We start from the raw sequence: 20,244 nt of genomic DNA, 5'->3' as shown, positions 1-20,244 counted from the left end.
TGACTCTAGCGCTGATTGCTGTTAGCGACGGTTAGGTCTCTGCGGCGTGATTCGCGGATGAACTCGTAGGAACCGACGAACGGTCCGACAGCACCTATTACGGCTACGGCGACCGCAAGTTGCAGTGGGATCACACGTGCCCGAAGTGCCTCGATGCACAACACGCACATGCAGATCCACCCGACACCGTGCGCAAGGCCGAACACGAACTCGAGCGTGTGGAGGCCGGGGATGATCCAGACGGTGAGCAGGATCAGGTAGACGGTCGAGTGCGCGAACGACAGGCGCTTGAGCACCTCGAACGACGGGGTGAGGCGGGTTGCCTTGGTCACTTACTGCAGGAGGCGCGCGACGGCGCGCAGCGGTTCGTCGGCCTCGGGCGGCCAGTCGTCGATCTCGGCCGGCCACCACGCGTACGCGTCGTGCTCGTGATCCGGGACCACCTCGGCACCCGGCGGGAGCCAGGCCTGCCCGATGAACATGATCATGTTGTGCGGCAGGCGCACGAGCGCCTCGCCCTGGACGCGCTCGGCGGCGACCGACCACTCCTCTTGAAGCTCACGGGTGAGCGTCGTGAAGGGTGACTCGCCCTCGTCGACCGCGCCGCCGGCGCCGAGCGCCCAGCGCCCGGCCCAGGAGGCGACCCACGCGGCTCGTCGGCCCGCGAGCCAGCGGCCGTCGGCGTCGCGGGTCACGCAGAGGGCGGAGATCGTCTCGGAGGCGTCGCCCTCGACCAGGCGCAGGGCCCAGCGGAGGCGCTGCAACTTGATGTGCAACGCGCCCTCGGGGGTGGCTTCGTACTCGACGAGGCGGGCGCCGATCCCGTCGTGGGCGGGCGAGCCGCGGTCGCGCAGCGAGGCGATCGCGGCGTCGGCGGCTTCGACCTTCCCGGCGTCGGGTTCGAAGGCCTCGTCCAGCCAGACCGCGTTGACCTGCTCGCCGGCCCAAGGGCCGCGAGCGAGCAGCGCGGGTGCCTGCGCTTGCGTCATCCAATCCGCAGGGTACGCTCCCGGCGTCTTGGAGCGCTCGCCCGCGGACGTGTATACGGAGTTCTGCCGCCGGCGGGAGCTGGCGTACCAGGTGGATCGCGCCGGTCGCGCGACGTTCCGGCCCCGGGTGGGGCTGGAGGAATGGCGGGTCTCGGCGGGGTTGGGCGTCGTCTACGCAACGACCGTTGCACGGCCGCGCGGAGGCGAGGCCTACAACTTGGTTCTGGTGGACCTGGACGAGGGGTTCCGGATGATGTCGCGCGTTCGCGGTGTCGCCCCGGAGGACGTCGTCGTGGGTGCGCGCGTGCGGGTGGCGTGGGAGGAGCCGAGCCCGGACGAGGCCGACGCTGCGCCGCTGCCCGTCTTCGAGGTGGTGGTCGCGTCGTGACCGGCGTGGCGATCGTCGGTGCCGCCGAGGCGCAGATGGGCGTCGCGCTGCCGGGGCTCTCGGCCGCCGACGTGATGGCCGAGGCGGCGCGCGCCGCGCTGGCCGACGCGGGGATCGCGATCGAGGAGGTCGACGGCGTGTTCGCCTCGGCCACGCAGATCCCGTGGGCGGCGACGACGCTCGCCGAGGACCTGGGCGTCCGGCCGCGCTTCACCGACTCCACCATGATCGGCGGCGCGTCGCCGATGGCGCACCTCAACCACGCGCGGGCGGCGATCGGCGCCGGGCAGTGCGAGGTCGCCGTGATCGCCTACGGGTCGACGCAGCGCTCGGTCGGGCGCGGGACCGCGTCGGTGCAGGAGCGCGACCCGTGGGAGGCGCCGTACGCGCCGCCGTTGCCTGTGGCCGCCTACGCGCTGGCGGCATCGCGGCACATGCATGAGTTCGGGACGACGCCGGAGCAGCTGGCGTGGGTCGCGGTCGCGGCGCGGCAGTGGGCGCAGCGGCGCGGCGCGCCGGCGTGGTCGACGGACGACCTCAGCGTTGATGATGTCCTTGCCTCGCCGCGCGTGTGCGATCCGTTCGGCGTGCGCGACTGCTGCCTGGTGACCGATGGCGGCGGCGCGTTGGTGGTGGTGAGCGCGGCGCGGGCTCGCGCGCTGCGCCGGCCGCCGGTGTTCCTGCTCGGCGCGGCGGAGGCGATGACGCACCGGCACGTCTCGGCGATGCCGGACCTGACGCGGACCGCGGCGGTGGAGTCGGGCGCGCGGGCGTTCGCCGAGGCGGGCCTGCGGCCGGCCGACGTCGAGAGCGCGCAGATCTACGACGCGTTCACGATCACGCCGATCCTGTTCTTGGAGGACTTGGGGTTCTGCGCGAAGGGCGACGGCGGCGCGTTCGTGGAGGGCGGCCGCGTGGCGCCGGGCGGGGACTTCCGGATGAACACGTCGGGCGGCGGGTTGTCCTACAACCACGCGGGGATGAACGGGCTGGCGCTGCTGGTCGAGGCGGTGCGCGAGGTCCGGGAGGAAGGCAAGGACATCGTGTTGGCCCACGGCAACGGCGGCGTCCTGTCCACGCAGGCGACGGTGCTGCTCGGGAGCGAGGACGCGCTGAGTGAGCGCCCGCGCAAGAAGGTCGCGCGGCTGCGCGAGCCGGCGGGCGCGACGATGGGCCGCCGGCGCCGCGCCGCCGGTGGCTCTAGGGTCGGGCGATGAGCGGTCACCGGCAGCGGGCGTGGTGGGGTTGGGGGTTCGAGGACGGCAAGATCGACCCGGTCGCGCTGGCGCCGCTGGTCCGCGACGTGCTCGGCTTCCCGCTCAGCGGCGACGTCGAGCAACCTGTAGCACTTGGTTCGGTGGTCCTGCCGGAGCCGCGCTTCCCGCGTCCGGACGGGATCGAGGGGTGGTCGACGGATCCGCGCGATCGCGTCGAGCACGCCTACGGGCGCTCGTTCCCGGACACGGTCCGGGCGTTCCGGGGCCGGATCGACCACGCGCCGGACGCCGTGGTGTTCGCGCGCGACGAGGACGCGATCGAGGCGACGCTGGAGTGGGCGGCGCGCGAGGACGTGGCGGTCGTGCCGTTCGGCGGCGGGACGAGCGTGGTCGGCGGCGTCGAGCCGCGGGTCCCGAGCGACCGGCTGGGCGTGGTGTCGCTCGACCTGTCGCGGATGGACCGTGTTCTCGAGGTGGATGACGTGTCGCGCGCGGCGCGGATCCAGGGCGGCGTCGCGGGGCCGTCGCTGGAGCGCCAGCTCGGTGAGCACGGGCTGACGATGCGCTTCTTCCCGCAGTCGTTCGAGCTGTCGACGCTCGGCGGCTGGATCGCGACGCGCGCGGGCGGGCACTTCGCGACGGTCTGGACTCATGTCGACGACCTCGTGGAGTCGGTCCGGGCGATCACGCCGAGCGGCGCGTGGGAGTCGCGGCGGCTGCCGGGCTCCGGCGCCGGGCCGTCGCCCGACCGCATGTTGTTGGGGTCGGAGGGCATCCTCGGCGTGATCACCGAGGCGTGGGTGCGCGTGCAGCCGCGGCCGCAGTTCCGGGCCGCGCGCGCGGTGCGCTTCAAGGACTTCATGAACGGTGGGAGCGCCGCGGTGCGGGAGCTGGCGCAGTCCGGGCTGAACCCGGCGAACTGCCGGCTGGTCGATGCGCTGGAGGCGCAGCAGACGGGCGCGGGCGACGGCACGCACGCGGTGCTGGTGCTGGGCTTCGAGTCGACGGCGGCCGAGGTGGACGCGCAGCTCGCCGCGGGGCTCGCGATCTGCCGGAAGCATGGGGGCGAGTGGGACCAGCCGAGCGGCTCCGGCTCCGGCGCGGTCGGGGCATGGCGCGAGGCGTTCATCGCGATGCCCTACCTCCGCGACGCGCTCCTGCAGCTCGGTGTCCTCTCCGACACGTTCGAGACCGCGATCACCTGGGACCGCTGGCCGGCGTTCCACGCGTCCGTCACCGGCGCGGTCCGCGAGGCGCTCGGCGAGCCCTGCCGCGTGACGTGCCGGATGACGCACGTCTACCCGGACGGCCCGGCGCCGTACTTCACGGTCCTGGCGCCGGCGCGGCGCGGCGACGAGCTGGCACAGTGGGAGGTCATGAAGCGCGCAGCGGGCGACGCGATCATCGAGGCCGGCGGGACGATCACGCATCACCATGCGGTCGGCCGCGACCACCGCGAGTGGTACGACGCGCAGCGCCCGGACCTGTTCGCGGCCGCGTTGAGAGCGGTCAAGTCCGCGGTCGACCCCGGCGGCGTGCTGAACCCCGGCGTGCTGGTGGACGCATGAGCCGCTTCGCGCGCGTCGCCGTCTACGCGGGCTCGACCGACGGCGCGCGGCCGGAGTACGCCGAGGCGTCGCGTGCGGCGATCACGGAGCTCGTCGGGCGCGGGTCCGGCGTCGTCTACGGCGGCGGCTCGAACGGCCTCATGGGCGTCCTGGCCGACACGGCGCTCGAGGCGGGCGGCGAGGTCATCGGCGTGATCCCGAAGTTCCTCGACGACCGCGAGGTCGCCCACAAGCGCGTCACCGACCTGCGCGTCGTCGACACCATGCACGAGCGCAAGATGCTGATGGCCGACCTCTCCGACGCGTTCCTGGTGCTGCCCGGCGGCATCGGCACGCTCGAGGAGGTCATCGAGATGTTGTCGTGGTCGCAGCTCGGCCTGCACCGCAAGCCGATCGCCCTGCTCGACGTCGACGGCTTCTACCAGCCCTTGGTGGCGCTCCTCGACCACATGACGACCGAGTCCTTCATCTCGGTCGACCACCGCAAGTTCCTCATCTCCGACCCCAACCCCATCACCCTGCTCGACACGATGGAGTCCTGGGAATCCCCCAAGACCACCCGCTGGCTGCAGGACGAGGACCAGACCTAGCTGCCGGCCTTGGTGCGCCGCCTCCGGTGGGCGCTCCAGACGATCACAACGGCCCACGCGCCCCAGTAGAGGTCGTTGCCGAGCGCGCTGTCGTTCGTCTGGCCGGCGATGACCGCCCAGGCGAGCACCGACCCCACGGTCCATGCCAGCCACTCGCGGAACCGGTGGAAGCGGCGTGGACGTCGGCGGGTGCCGCCTTCGAGATAGCGGGGAGGCGCCAAGACGGCGGCATCATGCCACGATGGCGGCATGTCGTCCATTGCCATCCTGGGGTCCGGCGCGGTTGGCGCGCTCATCGGTGCGGAGCTGCAGCGGGCCGGTGTGCAGACGGCGATCGTGACGACGGAGGCGTCGGTCGAGGCGATCGGGGAGCGCGGGATCGAGGTGCGGTCGCCGTCGTTTGGCGATCACGTCGAGATGGTGCCGGCGGTCACCGCGATGGAGACGCCGCCGGGTGCGCTCGTCGTTGCGGTGAAGGCGCCGCAGTTGGCCGCTGCTCTGGAGCGGATCGCGGGGGAGCCGGAGGTGGTTGTGCCTCTTCTTAATGGGGTTGATCACATGGATGTGCTGCGGCGGCGGTTCGCGAATGTGGTCGCCGGCAGTGTGCGGGTGCAGGCGCACCGTGAGGGGCGGACGGTGATCGTGCATCGGGCGCCGTTCCTGACGGTCACGGTGGCCGAGCCCGGAGCGCCCGCGCTGACCGATGTGCTCACGCAGGCCGGCATCGAGAACAGGGTCGGTGGCAGCGAGGCGGATGTGCTGTGGACCAAGTTGTCGCGGTTGGCCGGGATCGCGCTTGCTACGACCGCCGCGGACCGGCCGCTCGGTGAGGTGCGCGAGACCGCCGCCGCGGTTGCACGGGAAGTTGCGCAGGTCGCCAGGGCCGAGGGCGCCGACGTCGATCCGGACGCCGTGATCGCCGAGCAGGATGCGCTCCCGGACGCGGCGTCGTCGTCGCTGCGCGCGGATGTCGGTGCGGGGCGGAGCGACAACGAGCTGGACGCCATCGGCGGCGCCGTGCTGCGCGCCGCGGAGCGTCATGGGATCGACACGCCCACCGTCGCGAGGCTCGTCACCGACATCGGTAGCCTCTAGCCCCAGCGCATGTCCGACACGTCGAAGATCGCCAAGAACCTCAAGGCCTTCCAGATCGCGATCAACGCCCACGATCGCGAGAACCCCACGCACAACGCGTACGGGATCGGGCTGGCGCACTTCGACCTGGAGCGCCTCGGCTTCGACGAGGGCGAGGAGATCCTGCCGGGCATCACGATCCACGCCGACAGCGGCGTGACCGGCAACTTCCGCGTGCTCTGCGACGGCCAGCACGACGAGGACCTCGAGCGCGAAGCCGAGGAAGCCGATGTCGTCGAGGCTGTCGCCGCCGAGCGCCAGATCACCGTCGGGCCGGGCCGTTACGGCCAGCCGGACGAATGATCCGGCACAGGAACGCTCAAGTTCTCAGCTAATCGGGCCGACCCACGGAGCATGGGGTCGTCCAAGGGGGACGTGGAGCGCTTCTTCGAAGGCTCCCCAGACCTGCTCGCCATCGCGGATCGCCGCGGCTACTTCACGTGTCTGAACCCGGAGTGGGAAGCCGTCCTCGGCTGGTCCCGCGACGAGCTGATGGCCGAGCCGTTCCTGAACTTCGTCCATCCGGAGGATGTCGAGCGCACCTGCCAGGAGATCGCGCGCGCCACCGGCCCGGACCCGTGCACCACGCGCTACGAGAACCGCCTGCGCACCCGCGACGGCGTCTGGCGCTGGCTGCTGTGGTCCTCTCGCTGGGACGGCACCGAGTGGACCGCGGTCGCCAAGGACATCACGACGCGCAAGGAGCTCGAGCGCCACTCGCTCCACGACGCGCTCACCGGCGTCGCCAACCGCGCGCTGACCGTCGACCGCCTCGGCGCCGCGATCGCGCGCCTCGGCCGCAGCGCCGGCGCCGCCGTCGCGCTCCTGGTCGACGTCGACGACCTCACCACCATCAACGACACGCACGGCCACGTCGCGGGCGACCTCGTCCTGCGCGCGATCGCCGACCGCCTGAGCGAGCGCCTGCGCGCCGCCGACACCGTCGGCCGCTTCGGCGGCGACCGCTTCCTGGTGGTCGCCGAGGGCCTCGCGGACGGCGGCGCCCACGGCATCGAGGCCGTCATCGAGCGCGTCCACGGCGCGTTCAGCCGCCCCGTCCCGACGCGCGGCGGCCTGATCACCGTGACCGGCAGCGTCGGCGTCGCCGTCGCCCGCGAACCGGGCGTCGACGCCGAGGACCTGATCCGCGACGCCGACGTCGCGCTGCGCCGCGCGAAGACCCAGGGCCTCGGCCGCGCCGAGGTCTTCGACGCCGCGCTGGCCGAGGAGGTCCGCCGCCGCCTCGAGCTCGCCGCCCAGCTCCGCGGCGCGCTCCAGCGCGGCGAGCTGCGCGTCGTCTTCCAGCCGCTCGTCTCGATGGGCGCTGAGGGATCCTCAGAAGTCGTCGGTTGCGAAGCGCTCCTGCGCTGGGACCATCCGGACCGCGGCGAGCTCGCGCCCGGCGCGTTCCTGAGGATCGCCGAGGACGACGGCCTGATCGTCCCGATCGGCGCCTGGGTCCTGGAGGAGTCCTGCCGCCAGCTCGCGCAGTGGCGCGCGCAGGGCCGCGACCTCTGGGTCTCGGTCAACGTGTCTGCGCGCCAGCTCGGCCAGGCCGACTTCGTCGCGGTCGTCGAGCGCGCGCTGCGCGAGACCGGCGTCCCGCCCGGGTCGATCTGCCTCGAGGTCACCGAGACCGCGGTGCTGAGGCGGCCGGAGGTCGCCCGCCGCGCGCTCGAGGCCCTGCGCATCCTCGGCGTGCGGGTCGCGCTCGACGACTTCGGCCTCGGCTACTCGTCGCTCACGCACCTCAAGGCGCTGCCGGTCGACGTCGTCAAGGTCGACCGCTCGTTCGTCGCCGACCTCGTCGACTCCACCCAGGACCGCGCGGTCGTCGAGGCGGTCCTGACGCTCGCGCGCCGCATGGGCCTGACCGTGATCGCCGAGGGCGTCGAGACCGCCGGCCAGGACGAGCTGCTGCGCGAGATGGGCTGCCCGATGGTGCAGGGCTACCTCTACGGGCGGCCCGCACGGCCCGAGGACGCGCTCGCAGAGCCTGAGCGTTCGACGCTGCTGAGCGCCGACGTCGCCTAGGCGGCGTCGAGCGTCAGCCCGCGCCCGAGCGCGCGCCGGAACAGCTCGACCTCGCGCCCCGCGGCCCAGCGCGCGACCCGGACGTCGCCGGCCGCGTGCAGCGCCAGGTGGACCTCGTCGCCGCCGTTGACGTGCACGCCGACCTCCCTGACGAGCTGGTCGCGCGAGCGCTCCAGGTCCTCGGCCAACCGCAGGAACAATGCGCAGCGATCCAGGATCGCGTCGTCGCCCTTGCGCAGGAGCTTCTCGAAGCCGCCGGCGTTCGGCATCCCCTTGCGGTGGAAGCGCACGGCCTGGCCGATGATCGCGACCTCGCGCTGGGTGAAGCCGGGCAGCCCGGAGTTCAACACCAAGTACTTGGAGTGCTTGTGATGGTCGTCGTAGTCGACGCTCATCCCGATGTCGTGCAGGACGCACGCGCTCCACAGCAGCTCGCGCTCGCGCGCGTCGCCCGGGTGCAGCCCGGCGGCTGCGGTGTCGTCGAACAGGCCGATCGCCAGGCGCGCCACGTGCTCGGTGTGGGCCTGGTCCATGTGGTACTGCAGCGCGAGGTTCAGGACGCTCGACCGCCGGACGTCGTCGAACAGCGGCGGGTCGCCCTCGAGGTAGTTGTCGAAGAACACGCCCTCGCGCAGGCCGGCCTCGGTCGCCTCGATCGCCGGGAAGCCGCCGAGGTCCAGGACCGCCTCGACCACCGCGGCGCCGGCGAGGATCAGGTCGGCGCGCGAGTACTTGATGCCCGGCACCTTCGCGCGCTCGTCGGGCTCGACGGCGGCGAGCCGCTGGACCAGGTCGCTCAGCGCGTCGTGCTCGACGACGTAGCCCTGGACGCCGAACTCCGGGACGCCCTCGGCGCGCTGCACGGCGGCCGCCAGGTTGCGGACGGTCCCGCCGATCCCGACCAGCCGGTCGCCGGAGCGGGCGATCCAGTCGCTGGCCTCCAGCTCACGCGCGACGTGCTCGCGCAAGGCCTTCAACTGCCTCTTGGACGCCACGCCGTCGCCGAGGCCGAAGCGCTCGGTCATCCGGACCGCGCCCAGCGGCCACGAGCCCAGCTCGGCGGCGATCCGCGACTTGACGTGGACGAGCTGCATCGAGCCGCCGCCGAGGTCGAGGACGGCGCCGTCGGACAAGGTGGTGGAGTTGACCGCGGCGAGGTAGCCCATGCGGGCCTCCTCCTCCTTGGACAGCACCCGGACCGGGAGCGCGGCGCGGGTCAGGAAGTCCTCCGCGTTGGTCGCGTCGCGGATCGCGGAGGTCGCGACTGCGTCGATGTCGTCGATCCCGACCGCCTCGCAGAAGTGCGCGAAGACCTCGGCGGTGGCGAGGCCGCGGGCGATCCCGTCCTCGGAGAGCTTGCCTGTCTCCGCGAGCCCGGCGCCGATCCGGACGGGCTCGTGGATCTCGTCGGTCCGGCGCCACCAGCCGTCGGCGGCGGTGAACACGACGAGGCGGAACGAGTTGGACCCCAGGTCGCAGACGGCGATGCGGCGTTCGGCGGCCATCGGCCCGGAGAGTACCCGGGCCGGTCCTGACGAACCGGCCCGGGGCACTCTGGGGGTTGGGGAGGGAGGGGCTACTCAGGCACTTCAGGCGCCGGCGCGATCGACCGCCAGCGCAGGGCGCCGGCGCAGGGCCAGGCCGCTGAGGGCGCTGACCAGTCCGAGGGCGGCGACGCCGGTCACCACTCCGACAGCCGTGTGCGAGTCGTGCAGGAACTGCGAGCCGCTGCCGGGCTCGACGTCGCCGATGACGGCGGAGACGATCGCGAGCGTGATCGCGCCGCCGACCTGGAACGACGTGTTGATCAGGCCGGACGCGAGCCCCTGCTCGTGGTCGGCGACGCCGGTCGTCCCCTGCATGTTGAAGCTGGGGAAGCCGAGCGCGAAGCCGATCCCGATCAGGATCATCGTCGGCAGGATCATCGTGATGTACGTGGGGTCGAGGTCCACGCGCAGGAACAGCGCGTAGCCGGCAGCGAAGCTGATGAACGCGATCGCCATCAGCGGCGCGGTGCCGAACCGGTTGACGAGCGGGCCGACGCGGGTCGAGCCGAACGCGACGAGCAGGCCGGCGGGCAGGAACGCCAGCGCGGTCTCCAGCGCGCTCCAGCCGAGGACCGACTGGAAGTACAGGGTCCCGACGAACTGGAAGCCGAAGTACGAGCCGGCCGTCGCCATCGCGCCGAGGTTGGCCCGCACGATGTGGCCCTGCCTGAGGATGCCGAGGCGCACGAGCGGGTGCTTGGTGCGCCGCTCGATCGCGATGAACGCGGTGAGCAGGGCGATGGCGAGCACGAAGGAGATCAGCGTGGTCGCCGAGGTCCAGCCGACGTCCGGCGCGCGGACGACGGTCCGGACGAACAGCAGCATGCCGGTGGTCAGCGTGACCGCGCCGGGGATGTCGAAGCCCGGGCGCGGGCCCTCGGACGGCGCGTCCTTCTGCAGCAGCCGCGGCGCGGCGGCGAGGATGAACAGCGCGAACGGGACGGGGAGCAGGAACGTGAAGCGCCAGCCGGCCTCGGTGAGCAGGCCGCCGAGGATCAGCCCGGAGCTGAAGCCGGACGCGCCGAACGCGGTGTAGACCGAGAGCGCCTTGTTGCGGACGGGGCCCTCGGCGAACGTGGTCGTGATGTAGCTGAGGCCGGCGGGCGCGGTGAACGCGGCCGATGCGCCCTTCAGGAAGCGCGTGGCGATCAGCAGGTTGGGGTCGGAGACGAGCCCGCCGACGGCGGACGCGAGCGTGAAGACCGTCATGCCCGCGATCAGGACGCGGCGGCGGCCGAGGAGGTCGGCGGCGCGGCCGCCGAGCAGCAGCAGGCCGCCGTAGCCGAGCACGTAGCCGGAGACGACCCACTGCAGCTGGGCGGTGGTCAGGCCGAGGTCGGCGCGGATCGACGGGAGCGCGACGCCGACCATCGAGACGTCGAGCCCGTCGAGGAAGAGCACGCCGCAGAGGAGCATCAGGGCGGCCCAGGTGCGGGCGTTCCAGTTGGTCTCTGTGACGTGCCGGGTGGCGGAGGGGAGAGGGGCCATGTGGGACAATATACATGCACGTGCAACGAATGCTTGTGCAAAGGATGTGAACGCAAATGTTGTTCGGGTCTTGGTATAATCGTGCGCATGTCAACGGATGCTGACTCCGCTTCGCTCGTAGAGCAGTGGCGCGGGGTGGCCGTCTGCCACGCCAAGGTCTCCGGCGCACTCGACAAGGCGCTGGAGCGTGAGCACGGCATCGGCCTGAGCGAGTTCGAGGTCCTGGAGCGCCTGGCGACCACCGAGGGTGGCGACGGACGGCGCATGCAGGATCTGGCCGAGGCGGTCTGCCTGTCGCAGTCCGCGCTGTCCCGGCTGATCGGGCGGTTGGAGACCGCAGGGCTGGTCCAGCGCGCGATGTGCGCCAACGACCGCCGCGGGATCTACGCGCACATCACGCCGGAGGGTCGCGCGGCGTGGGAGAAGGCGGCGCCGACGCACCGCGCGGTGCTGGCCGAGCAGTTGCCGGCCAACGCGCCGGGCGCGGCTGCGGCCGCTGCTGCGCCCGCGGCGACCTAGGCGCTGTAGGCCGCGCTCAGCGCAGCGGTGAGCGCGCGCAGGCGGCGGCCGCCGTTCGGCTCGCCGGGCCGCAGGCGCGCGCTGACGCGCTGGCGGTGGGCGCCGGAGTGGGCGGCGAGCTCGCGGGTCGCTTCGAGCCGGCGCTGGGCGCGCAGCGCGTTCGCGTGCGGCGCGCACTCGGCGAGCAGGCGCGTGAGGCGGTCCTGGGCCTGGGGGTCGAGGCCTGCGCGGGCGGCGCGGTCGCGGTCGAGCGCGGCTGCGGTTGTGGCTGCGGCTTCGTGGCGGTGGCCGCGGCGGCGCGTCGCCTCCATGCGCGTGAGGCTCTGGACGAGCGCGGCGAGCGCGCCCGCGTCGGCCACGCGCGTCTGGGCGTCGCAGACCGTGACGGTCAGGCGGTCCGGCGCGAGTTGTAGGTCTTGCTCGGGGTCCTGGGTCCGGACGGTCGCCCGCCCGGTCTCGGCGCCGTCGCGGAACGGCGCGTTGGCGGCGAGCGCGAGCAGCAGCGGGAGGTGTGCGCGGAGGCGCTCGTGGGCGAGCTCGGCGCGGTGGGCGTCGGCGATCGCGACGTCGACCTGGAGGCCGAACGTGACGTGGTGCTCGGGGTGGGCCCCGGCCGCGGCGACGCGCAGGCCGTCGCGCCCGACCGCCGCCGTGAGGCGGCCGCGCAGCGCGGCGAGCTCGGCGACCGCGGCGTCGGCGGTCGGCTGGAAGCCGGTCCGGACGACGAGCGCCGCACCGTCGGAGCGTGTGGTCACGCAGCGCCGCAGGCTCGGCGGGAGCACGAGCGCTTCGAGGTCGTCGACCAGACCCCAGCGCGTGGGCTCGACGACCATGACCTCCTCACGAACCGCGACCGCGTAGGGCGCCACACCGGTCGGCGCGGCGGCGGTCCTGGTTCGGGGGCGGAAGGCGAGCACACCATGATGGTCGCCGTCCGGCGGCCCCGCGCCCTCGGTCGCGCGGTCCGAACTTGGTTCGCCCGCCGGGCCAGGCGGGCGATCATCGTTGCGCTTCGCGTGGCAACCTGCGCGGCGTGTACGAGGCGGTGCTGTTCGACGTCGCGGGAACGCTCGCGGTCCCGGAGGAGCGCGAGGCGTGGGTGCGCGCCGCCGCGTTGACGGCCGGTGCGTCGGTCGGCGACCCGTCGTCGCTCGCCACGGAGCTCGAGCGCGTGGGCCGGCCGGGCGGGCCCTATCCCGGCGTGGTGCCTCCGGCCCTCGCCGAGACCTACAACAACCGCGACGCCTCGCCCGAGCTGCACCGCGCGGCCTACGAGGGACTGCTCGCGACGGTCGCCGAGGCGCCGCTCGCGGCCGCGCTGTACGAGCGGATCCTGTCGCCGGACGGGTGGAGCGCCTACCCGGACGCGCTGCCGACGTTGCAGGCGTTGAAGGCGCGCGGCGTGGCGACGGCGGCGGTGTCGAACGTCGGCTTCGACCTGCGGCCGGTGCTGGAGGGCCTGGGGCTGTTGTCGTTCTTGGACGCGGTCGTGCTGTCCTACGAGATCGGCGTGGTCAAGCCGGACCCCGACGTGTTCCACATGGCCTGCGACGCGCTCGGCGTCGAGCCCGAGCAGACGCTGATGGTCGGCGATCACCCCGAGGCCGACGGCGGTGCCGCCGACGCGGGCCTGGGCGTCCTGATCCTGCCGATGAGCGAACCGGGCGTACCGCACGGCCTGGGCGCGGTCCTCGACATGGTGTAGGAGTTGCGGATGGACATCCGCACCGTCGACTACCACACGGCCGGCGAGCCGTTCCGGATCGTGCTCGACGGCGTCCCGCCGATCCCGGGCGCGACGGTGCGCGAGCGGCGCGAAGCGGCGGCGGCGAGCGCCGAGATCGACGCCGTCCGGAAGCTGTTGTGCCACGAACCTCGCGGCCACGCCGACATGTACGGCTGCTTCCTCGTCGAGCCCGACGACGACGGCGCCGCCTTCGGCGTCCTCTTCTGGCACAAGGACGGCTACTCCACCGCCTGCGGTCACGGCACCATCGCCCTCGGCCGCTGGGCCGTGGAGTCCGGGCGCGCCAAGGGCCCGGAGGTCGTCATCGACGTCCCCTCCGGGCGGGTCGTGGCGCGGGTCGACGACGAAGGGGTCGCCTTCGGCAACGTCCCGGCGCGAGTCGTCGGGCGGGCTGTGCGGGCGGGCAACGTCGAGGTCGACCTGGCATGGGGCGGGGCGCTGTACGCGTTCGTCCCCGCCGAGCGGTTCGGCCTGAGGGTGATCCCGGACGACCTCCCGGCACTGATCGACGCCGGCCGCGCGGTCAAGGCGGCGCTGGCCGACAGCGAGGCGGTCCGCCATCCGACCGACGACCGCCTCGACGGCCTCTACGGAACCGTGTTGTATGAGAACGACGGCGACGGCGAGCGCAACGTCACGGTCTTCGCCGACGGCGAGGTCGACCGCTCCCCCTGCGGCAGCGCCACGTCCGCCCGGACCGCGCTGCGCGCCGCCGACGGCGCGACCGACGCGTGGACCAACACCTCCATCATCGGCACGATCTTCCAGGCCGCCCTCCTCGGCGAGACCCCCGAAGGTCTCCTCACCGAGGTCCGCGGCAACGCCTACAAGACGGGCGAGCACCACTTCACGCTCGACCCACGCGACCCCCTCGGGACCGGCTTCGTCCTGCGCTAGCCGGCGCTAGTTCATGAACCAGTCGCGGATCTTGGCCTTGAGGTCGTCGACCGCCGCGCCGCCGCTCGCGACACCGCCACCTCCGGCCCCGCCGCCCGCGCCCTCCAGGTCCAGGACCGCGTGACCGGACTGCGTCAGCGTCCAGGCGCCATCGACGGGCTGCACCAGCCCGGCGGTCGCGAGGTTGCGGACCGCCGCCGCATGCTCCTCGCTGGCGTTCCCCGCTGCGATCGCGCGCAACGCGCTCTTGTGCGCCCCGTCCAACACGGCGCGAAGCATGCCACGCATCCCCGCCAATCGGCTCTTGCATCGCCACGTTCGCCCCCGTACGGTCGGCCTCTGATGACCTGGACCGAAGAAGCGATCGCCGTCTTCATCCTCGCCCTGACGGTCCTGGCGATCGTCGTCGCCTCCGCCGCCGGCGTCGGCGCCTAGCCCGCTTCGATCAGCTCGACGCGGTATCCGTCCGGGTCCACGACGAAGCAGATCAGCGACGAGCCGACCTTGTAGGGCGGCTTCTGGGGCTCGATGCCGGACCTGGACAGCTCGCCGAGCGTGTCGTCGAGCGTGGGGACGGTCACGGCGATGTGGTTGTAGCCGGTGCCGAGGTCGTAGGACTCGACGCCGGGGTTCCAGGTCAGCTCCAGGCGGTCGCCGTCGCCGGGGAGGCCCATGAAGACGTTGATCGCCTTGTCGGGCAGCTCGAAGCGGCGACGCTCCTCGAAGCCGAGGGCCGTGTAGAACGCCACGGACCGGTCGATGTCGCCGATCCGGTAACAGGTGTGGATGAGCTCGGGCATGACCCTGTCAACCTACAGCCATGATCCTCGAGCGCTCGATGCACCCGGACTTCCTGTCCAACACGTTCCTGGTCGCGGCCGAGCCGGGCGGCGAGGCCTTCTTCGTGGACGCCGGCGGCCCGATGGACCCGCTGTTCGCCAAGGCTGAGGAGCTGGATCTCACCCCGACGCACGTCCTCCTGACCCACCACCACTTCGACCACGTCTCCGAGGTCCCGAAGATCCTGGAGCGCTGGCCCGACGCGCAGGTGCTGATCCACCCGCTCGAGAAGGACCTCGTCGACACCGCCACCGGGACCATGGACGCGGGCGAGACGGTCCGCGCGGGCGGACTCGACGTGCAGACCATCCACATCCCGGGGCATACCGCAGGCATGCTCGGCCTCCTCGTCGACGGCAACGTCTTCACCGGCGACACGTTGTTCAAGAACTCGGTCGGCGGCGTGCGCGCGCCCGGCTCGACCTCCTACGCCGACCTCAAGTCCTCCGTGATGGACACGCTGATGGCGCTGCCGCCCGAGACGGTCATCCAGCCCGGCCACACCGACTCCACGACGGTGGCCGAGGAGTTCGAGAACAACAAGTTCATCCGCCTCTGGCGCGGCCTGGACCCCGAGGGCGACGAGCAGGTCAAGGCCCTCGGCGAGCCCGCCACCCTGATCCTCCTCGGCGACGACTACGACGGCGGTCACAAGGCCTGGGTCCGCTGGCCCGACGGGCGCGACGACATCGTCCCCGGCTCCAGGATCGAGCGGTAGCCCGTGGCCCCGTCCGGACAGGACCACTAGCCCGTGGCCCGCGACGATCGCATCCCGACCTCGCGGTGGGCGCGCGCCGCGAAGGTCGGCCGCCTCGCCGCGACGCAGGGCGCCAAGCAGGCCGGCACCCGCGTGGTCAACCTGACCCGCGACGAGCAGGCCGCCAACGACGCGATGGCGCGGCGCCAGATCGAGACCGCCAAGCAGATCGTCGCCGCGCTCGGGACCATGAAGGGCGCGGCGATGAAGCTCGGCCAGGTCATGTCGTTCCTGGACGTCGGCCTCGTCCCGGAGGAGTTCCGCGAGGAGTTCCAGGCCGAGCTGGCCAAGCTGCGCGACGCCGCGCCGAAGGTCTCGTTCAAGGACATGAAGAAGGTCCTGGAGGAGGAGTACGGCGAGCGCCTCGACGACGTCTTCGAGTCCTTCGACCCCGCCCCGATCGCCGCTGCCTCGATCGGCCAGGTCTACCGCGCGCGCTACGAGGGCAAGGACGTCGCGGTCAAGGTCCAGTACCCGGGCGTCGCCCGCGCGGTCCGGTCCGACCTGCAGAACCTCGGGATCATCCTGCGGCTGATGAAGTCCGTCGCGCCCGGCCTGGACCCGCAGGAGCTCGGCGCCGAGATCCGCGGGCGCATCGAGGAGGAGCTCGACTACGAGCTGGAGGCCCAGAACCAGCGCACGCTCGCGCGGATCTACAAGGGCCACCCGTTCGTCGTGATCCCCGACGTGTACACGTCGCTCAGCCACGAGCGCGTGATCGTCTCCGAGTTCGTCACCGGTCGGAGGTTCGACGAGTTCAAGTCCTGTCCGGAGCCCGAGCGCGACCGCCTCGGCGAGATCATCTTCCGGTTCTACTTCGGCTCGATGTACCGCCACCACCAGTTCTCCGGCGACCCGCACCCCGGCAACTGCCTGCTGATGGACGACGGCAAGATGGCGTTCCTGGACTTCGGGCTGTTCAAGCGCATCTCCGACGAGGTCGCCGAGTACGAGCTGCAGACCCAGCGGCTCGGGATCGAGGGCCGCGGCGAGGAGCTGATCGAGCACCTGCACGAGGGCGGCTGGCTGGGCGAGCCGAAGTACTACGACCCGGATTCGATCCTCGATCAGTTCCACGATCTGACCGGTTGGTACACGCTCGACGCCGAGATGACGCTGACCCCGGACATCGCGACCGACGTGATGATCCAGATGAGCGACCCGCGCTCGCGCTGGTGGGGCAAGATGCGCCACGAGACGCTGCCGCCCGAGCACCTCTTCGGCCGCCGGCTGGAGATGCTGACGCTCGCGGTGATCTCGCAGCTGCGCGCGAGCGCGAACTGGAACCGGATCGCGCGCGAGTGGGTCTACGGCGACGAGCCCGTCACGGAGCTCGGGCGCCAGGAGGCCGAGTTCCTCGCCGCGCGGTGAGGCGCTGCGCGCGGCCGCGCGCGTCCTGTTCCTGATGGCGTTGGTCGTCGGCGCGTTCGCGCTGGTGGCGTCGACCGGCAAGTTGTCGTCCTCGCGCGTGCGCGACTGGATGGACGGCTACGGCGTGCTCGGGCCGCTGGTGTTCATCGTGGTCTCCGCCTCCCTGACCACCGCGCTGTTCCCGGGCCCGCTGCTGGCGGGCGCGTCGGGTTTGCTGTTCGGGACCTGGCTCGGGACGCCGGTCAGCATCGCGTCCGCCACGCTCGGCGCGACGCTGGCGTTCCTGATCGCCCGCTTCGTCGCCCACGACGCGGTCGAGACGCTGCAGGGCCGGCGGCTCGCCGCGCTGCGCGCGTTCGTCGGGCGCCGGGGGTTCCTGAGCGTGTTGTACGCCCGGATCGTCCCGGGCGTCCCGTACTCGCTGGTCAACTACGCGGCCGGGCTGTCGCCGGTCCCGCTCCGGACCTTCGCGGCGGCAACCGCTCTCGGTTGCGCCCCGCGCGCGTTCGCCTACACCGCGCTCGGCGGGTCGCTCGACGACCTCGGCTCGCCCGACGCGATCGCGGCCTACGTCATCCTGGTGGTGATGGCGGTCGGCGGCGCGGTCTTCGCGCGCCGCGACCTCCGGGCCGCGCGGCTCGCTAGAGCGTCTGGATCTGGAACATCGACGTCGTCCCCGGCCGCCCCGACGGCAGGCCGGCCGTGACGCCGACGCGCATCCCGGGGCGGCACCAGCCCAGCTCGACCACGCGCTGGCATGCGTCGTGGATGAGCTCCTCGGTGATCTCGGCGCGCTTCATCGACGCGGCGCGCACGCCCCACATCAGCATGCAGCGCCGGACGGTCTCGCGCCCCGGCGACAGCGCGTAGATCGGGACGTTCGGCCGGTGGGCCGAGATCAGGCGGGCGGAGCGACCGGACAGCGTCGGGATGACCAGCGCGTCGAGGCCCAGCTCGCTCGCCGCGCGGCACGCCGCGTGGGCGACGGTGTAGGCGGGGTCGCGCGTGTCGCGCTGGACGCGCGTCTCCAGCCAGCGCTGGTAGGGCGCATGGCGCTCGGTGTGGACGGCGATCGCGTTCATCATCGCGATCGCGCCGACCGGGTGGGCGCCGACCGCCGACTCCTGGCTCAACATGATGGCGTCGGTCCCGTCGAGGATCGCGTTGGCGACGTCGGCGACCTCCGCGCGCGTCGGGCGCGACGACGTGACCATCGAGTCGAGCATCTGCGTCGCGGTGATCACCGGGCGCGCGTGCGCGCCCGCGAGCGCGATCAGGTTCTTCTGGACGATCGGGACCTCTTCGATCGGCAGCTCGATCCCGAGGTCGCCGCGCGCGACCATGATGCAGTCGGCGACGCGCACGATCTCCTCCGCGTTGTCGACCGCCTGGGGCTTCTCGATCTTCGCGATCAGCGGGACGCGCGTGTGCTCGCGGACGAACAGCACGTCCTCGGGGCGGCGGACGAAGCTCAAGGCCACCATGTCGACGCCGATCGCGATGCCGGCCTGCAGGTGGGCGAGGTCCTCTTCCGGAACGCTGGGCAGCTCGTCCGCGGGGCCGGGGATGTTGAGGCCCTGGCGCGAGGCGACGGTGCCGCCGACCTCGACCTCGGCCTCGACCTCGTTGTCCTGCTCGCGCACGGTCGTCGCGCGGAGGCGGACCGAGCCGTCGGCGAGGTACAGCACCTCGCCGGGGTCGATCGCGCGGGCCAGGCCCTCCCAGGAGATCGTCATCCGGCGCGCGTCGCCGGCGCGGCCGTCGTCGATCCCGCACTCGAAGACGACCTTGTCGCCGACCTTCAGCTCGACGGTGCCTTCGACGAGCGGGCCGATCCGGAGCTTGGGGCCCGGCAGGTCCTGCAGCAGCGCGACCGGGCGCCCGGCGCGGCCGGCGGCGTCGCGGACGAGCTGCGCGGTCTCGGCATGCTGCTCGTGCGAGCCGTGCGAGAAGTTCAGGCGCGCCACGTCCATGCCCGCCTCGATCATCCGGACGAGCGTCTCGGGGTTGGCGGACGCGGGCCCGATGGTGGCGACGATCTTCGTGCGGCGGGTCATCGGGATGTCACGGTACTGCGCTCGCGCAGGAAGCCTGCACACCTCGCGTGAACGCTGACCTGATCGGGCGGGCGGGCGGCGGCGTACGCGGGTCTGCGTATCGGGGTTGGTGCGGGGGTGACCGCGCTGCCATAGGGTCGCGCGATGCTCCCGCGCATCCTCGCCTCCGTGGTCGTCCTCGCCGCCGTCGGGGCGGCCCCGGCCACGTCGCTCGCCGCCAAGAACCCCGAGACCGACAGGAGCCTCGGGCCGGCGGCCGGCGCCGGCCACTACCTGCCGGGGCAGAGCAACACCTACAAGTGGCACGGGTGCGCGAGGTCCGACGTGGGGTGGTACCCGGTGTCGCTGCTGAGCGGCCAGCAGACCACGACGCCGAGCACCCACAGGTACGTGACGTTCACGGTCAACCAGGGCCGGTTCCCGTACTTCAGCTGGAAGGCCAAGGCGGGGTACTCGATCTGCGGCGCGGAGGCCTTCGCGACGTTGTCCGGCCCGACGACCAAGGGCACCGAGCTGCTCGCGTGGGCGTCCTACAGGTCGCTCGCGACGTCCGGCTCGACGGCGGTCGACGGCAGGGAGACCGTGAGGGTCCACATGCCCGCCAGGCTCGACGTCGAGGACCAGCCCGACCTGAGGGTCTTCGAGGGCCAGACCGTCGGCATGTCGTCGTTCCAGGCGATCGCGGTCTACGTCAAGAAGAAGGGGTAGAGCGGGCGCGGCGTCTGCCAGGATGCCGCGCATGGAACACGTGCTCGGCATCGGCGGCCTCTTCCTCCGCGCGCAGGATCCGGACGCGTTGAGCGCTTGGTACCGCGACGCGCTCGGGCTCGACGGCGGCGAGCATGGCATGTGGGAGCAGGAGCTGGGGCCGACGGTCATCGCGACGTTCCCGGCCGACAGCGACTACTTCGCCTCCCGCGAGCAGAAGATCATGTTGAACTTCCGCGTCCGCGACCTCGACGCGATGCTCACCCAGCTCCGCGCCGCGGGCGCCGACGTGGCCGACGACGTCCAGGACATGGACGGCGTCGGCCGCTTCGGCTGGGTCACCGATCCGGAGGGCAACCGGATCGAGCTGTGGCAGCCCGCGTAGCCCGTCAG

At 72.4% G+C, this 20,244-nt stretch carries 24 protein-coding genes; 15 read left to right on the top strand and 9 right to left on the bottom strand.

Features of this window, described 5'->3' with window-relative positions; translation table 11 throughout:
• Positions 1 to 5: 5 nt before the first annotated feature.
• Both H030_RS0100125 and H030_RS35930 read right to left on the bottom strand, forming a co-directional pair.
• Positions 6 to 332 (bottom strand): hypothetical protein, encoded by a 327-nt coding sequence (locus tag H030_RS0100125; RefSeq protein WP_027004613.1) that lies wholly within the window; start codon positions 330 to 332, stop codon positions 6 to 8.
• The gene (locus tag H030_RS35930; protein ID WP_081690389.1) at positions 333 to 989 is read right to left on the bottom strand and encodes an NUDIX hydrolase; all 657 of its coding nucleotides are present in this window, start codon (positions 987 to 989) and stop codon (positions 333 to 335) included.
• A gap of 28 nt (positions 990 to 1,017) precedes the next feature.
• Between H030_RS35930 and H030_RS0100115 the strand changes: the two genes are divergently transcribed.
• The 4 genes from H030_RS0100115 to H030_RS0100100 are packed head-to-tail and all read left to right on the top strand — an operon-like array spanning position 1,018 to position 4,752.
• Positions 1,018 to 1,377: a Zn-ribbon domain-containing OB-fold protein gene (locus H030_RS0100115; protein ID WP_027004611.1), complete on the top strand. Its 360-nt coding sequence runs from the start codon at positions 1,018 to 1,020 to the stop codon at positions 1,375 to 1,377.
• Positions 1,374 to 2,594 carry an acetyl-CoA acetyltransferase gene (locus H030_RS28035; protein ID WP_196808943.1) on the top strand — a complete coding sequence of 407 codons (1,221 nt, stop codon included), beginning with the start codon at positions 1,374 to 1,376 and terminating at the stop codon, positions 2,592 to 2,594. The genes H030_RS0100115 and H030_RS28035 overlap by 4 nt, the downstream gene beginning before the upstream one ends.
• A complete protein-coding gene (locus H030_RS0100105; protein WP_027004610.1) occupies positions 2,591 to 4,162 on the top strand; it encodes an FAD-binding oxidoreductase in 1,572 nt (523 codons plus the stop codon). The genes H030_RS28035 and H030_RS0100105 overlap by 4 nt, the downstream gene beginning before the upstream one ends.
• The gene (locus H030_RS0100100) at positions 4,159 to 4,752 is read left to right on the top strand and encodes a TIGR00730 family Rossman fold protein (protein ID WP_027004609.1); all 594 of its coding nucleotides are present in this window, start codon (positions 4,159 to 4,161) and stop codon (positions 4,750 to 4,752) included. Before H030_RS0100105 ends, H030_RS0100100 begins: the two co-directional genes overlap by 4 nt.
• Here the strand turns inward: H030_RS0100100 and H030_RS38715 are convergent.
• Positions 4,749 to 5,012 (bottom strand): hypothetical protein, encoded by a 264-nt coding sequence (locus H030_RS38715; RefSeq protein WP_155891742.1) that lies wholly within the window; start codon positions 5,010 to 5,012, stop codon positions 4,749 to 4,751. The genes H030_RS0100100 and H030_RS38715 overlap by 4 nt on opposite strands.
• On the opposite strand from H030_RS38715, the gene H030_RS0100090 reads away from it, so the two are divergent.
• Genes H030_RS0100090 through H030_RS28030 form a run of 3 tightly spaced genes read left to right on the top strand, consistent with a single transcriptional unit; the run spans position 5,002 to position 7,920 of the window.
• Positions 5,002 to 5,847 carry a ketopantoate reductase family protein gene (locus H030_RS0100090; RefSeq protein WP_027004608.1) on the top strand — a complete coding sequence of 282 codons (846 nt, stop codon included), beginning with the start codon at positions 5,002 to 5,004 and terminating at the stop codon, positions 5,845 to 5,847. The two genes, H030_RS38715 and H030_RS0100090, sit on opposite strands and share 11 nt — an antisense overlap.
• 9 nt (positions 5,848 to 5,856) lie before the next feature.
• Entirely contained in the window at positions 5,857 to 6,189 is a 333-nt protein-coding gene (locus H030_RS0100085) for a hypothetical protein (protein ID WP_027004607.1), read from the top strand.
• 51 nt (positions 6,190 to 6,240) lie between these two features.
• On the top strand, positions 6,241 to 7,920 hold the full coding sequence (locus tag H030_RS28030; protein ID WP_051221329.1) for a putative bifunctional diguanylate cyclase/phosphodiesterase: 1,680 nt from the start codon (positions 6,241 to 6,243) through the stop codon (positions 7,918 to 7,920).
• Here H030_RS28030 and H030_RS0100075 read toward each other — a convergent pair.
• Both H030_RS0100075 and H030_RS0100070 read right to left on the bottom strand, forming a co-directional pair.
• Positions 7,917 to 9,425, bottom strand: coding sequence for a Ppx/GppA phosphatase family protein (locus H030_RS0100075; RefSeq protein WP_027004606.1), 1,509 nt, complete (start codon positions 9,423 to 9,425; stop codon positions 7,917 to 7,919). The two genes, H030_RS28030 and H030_RS0100075, sit on opposite strands and share 4 nt — an antisense overlap.
• An 84-nt stretch (positions 9,426 to 9,509) precedes the next feature.
• Positions 9,510 to 10,955, bottom strand: coding sequence for an MFS transporter (locus tag H030_RS0100070; RefSeq protein ID WP_035125672.1), 1,446 nt, complete (start codon positions 10,953 to 10,955; stop codon positions 9,510 to 9,512).
• A gap of 87 nt (positions 10,956 to 11,042) precedes the next feature.
• Between H030_RS0100070 and H030_RS28025 the strand changes: the two genes are divergently transcribed.
• Positions 11,043 to 11,474: a MarR family winged helix-turn-helix transcriptional regulator gene (locus tag H030_RS28025; protein WP_051221328.1), complete on the top strand. Its 432-nt coding sequence runs from the start codon at positions 11,043 to 11,045 to the stop codon at positions 11,472 to 11,474.
• Here the strand turns inward: H030_RS28025 and H030_RS0100060 are convergent.
• Complete coding sequence (locus H030_RS0100060) at positions 11,471 to 12,391, bottom strand: glutamate-cysteine ligase family protein (RefSeq protein ID WP_027004604.1); 921 nt, start codon at positions 12,389 to 12,391, stop codon at positions 11,471 to 11,473. The two genes, H030_RS28025 and H030_RS0100060, sit on opposite strands and share 4 nt — an antisense overlap.
• Before the next feature lie 116 nt (positions 12,392 to 12,507).
• On the opposite strand from H030_RS0100060, the gene H030_RS0100055 reads away from it, so the two are divergent.
• Positions 12,508 to 13,179, top strand: a complete 672-nt coding sequence (locus H030_RS0100055) for an HAD family hydrolase (protein WP_035125670.1) — start codon at positions 12,508 to 12,510, stop codon at positions 13,177 to 13,179.
• A gap of 9 nt (positions 13,180 to 13,188) precedes the next feature.
• The gene (locus tag H030_RS0100050; RefSeq protein ID WP_027004602.1) at positions 13,189 to 14,118 is read left to right on the top strand and encodes a proline racemase family protein; all 930 of its coding nucleotides are present in this window, start codon (positions 13,189 to 13,191) and stop codon (positions 14,116 to 14,118) included.
• Between the two features lie 6 nt (positions 14,119 to 14,124).
• Here the strand turns inward: H030_RS0100050 and H030_RS0100045 are convergent, their stop codons facing one another.
• On the bottom strand, positions 14,125 to 14,385 hold the full coding sequence (locus H030_RS0100045; RefSeq protein WP_231398326.1) for a hypothetical protein: 261 nt from the start codon (positions 14,383 to 14,385) through the stop codon (positions 14,125 to 14,127).
• A 164-nt stretch (positions 14,386 to 14,549) separates the two neighbouring features.
• Positions 14,550 to 14,918 carry a VOC family protein gene (locus H030_RS0100035; protein ID WP_027004600.1) on the bottom strand — a complete coding sequence of 123 codons (369 nt, stop codon included), beginning with the start codon at positions 14,916 to 14,918 and terminating at the stop codon, positions 14,550 to 14,552.
• 20 nt (positions 14,919 to 14,938) lie between these two features.
• Here H030_RS0100035 and H030_RS35925 point away from each other — a divergent pair, with 20 nt between their 5' ends.
• Genes H030_RS35925 through H030_RS28015 form a run of 3 tightly spaced genes read left to right on the top strand, consistent with a single transcriptional unit; the run spans position 14,939 to position 17,792 of the window.
• Complete coding sequence (locus tag H030_RS35925; protein ID WP_051221327.1) at positions 14,939 to 15,676, top strand: MBL fold metallo-hydrolase; 738 nt, start codon at positions 14,939 to 14,941, stop codon at positions 15,674 to 15,676.
• A 33-nt stretch (positions 15,677 to 15,709) separates the two neighbouring features.
• Positions 15,710 to 17,086: an ABC1 kinase family protein gene (locus tag H030_RS0100025; RefSeq protein ID WP_027004599.1), complete on the top strand. Its 1,377-nt coding sequence runs from the start codon at positions 15,710 to 15,712 to the stop codon at positions 17,084 to 17,086.
• Between the two features lie 34 nt (positions 17,087 to 17,120).
• A complete protein-coding gene (locus H030_RS28015; protein ID WP_051221326.1) occupies positions 17,121 to 17,792 on the top strand; it encodes a TVP38/TMEM64 family protein in 672 nt (223 codons plus the stop codon).
• Here H030_RS28015 and pyk read toward each other — a convergent pair.
• The gene (gene pyk, locus H030_RS0100015; protein WP_027004598.1) at positions 17,728 to 19,143 is read right to left on the bottom strand and encodes a pyruvate kinase; all 1,416 of its coding nucleotides are present in this window, start codon (positions 19,141 to 19,143) and stop codon (positions 17,728 to 17,730) included. The two genes, H030_RS28015 and pyk, sit on opposite strands and share 65 nt — an antisense overlap.
• A gap of 144 nt (positions 19,144 to 19,287) precedes the next feature.
• On the opposite strand from pyk, the gene H030_RS0100010 reads away from it, so the two are divergent.
• Together H030_RS0100010 and H030_RS0100005 are read left to right on the top strand one after the other, a co-directional pair.
• The gene (locus H030_RS0100010; protein ID WP_027004597.1) at positions 19,288 to 19,851 is read left to right on the top strand and encodes a hypothetical protein; all 564 of its coding nucleotides are present in this window, start codon (positions 19,288 to 19,290) and stop codon (positions 19,849 to 19,851) included.
• Between the two features lie 31 nt (positions 19,852 to 19,882).
• On the top strand, positions 19,883 to 20,236 hold the full coding sequence (locus H030_RS0100005) for a VOC family protein (RefSeq protein ID WP_027004596.1): 354 nt from the start codon (positions 19,883 to 19,885) through the stop codon (positions 20,234 to 20,236).
• Positions 20,237 to 20,244 lie beyond the last annotated feature (8 nt).

This window comes from Conexibacter woesei Iso977N (assembly GCF_000424625.1).
Lineage (GTDB): Bacteria > Actinomycetota > Thermoleophilia > Solirubrobacterales > Solirubrobacteraceae > Baekduia > Baekduia woesei_A.
Note: the sequence above shows the minus strand (reverse complement) of the source record. Positions and strands in the feature narration are given on the sequence as shown.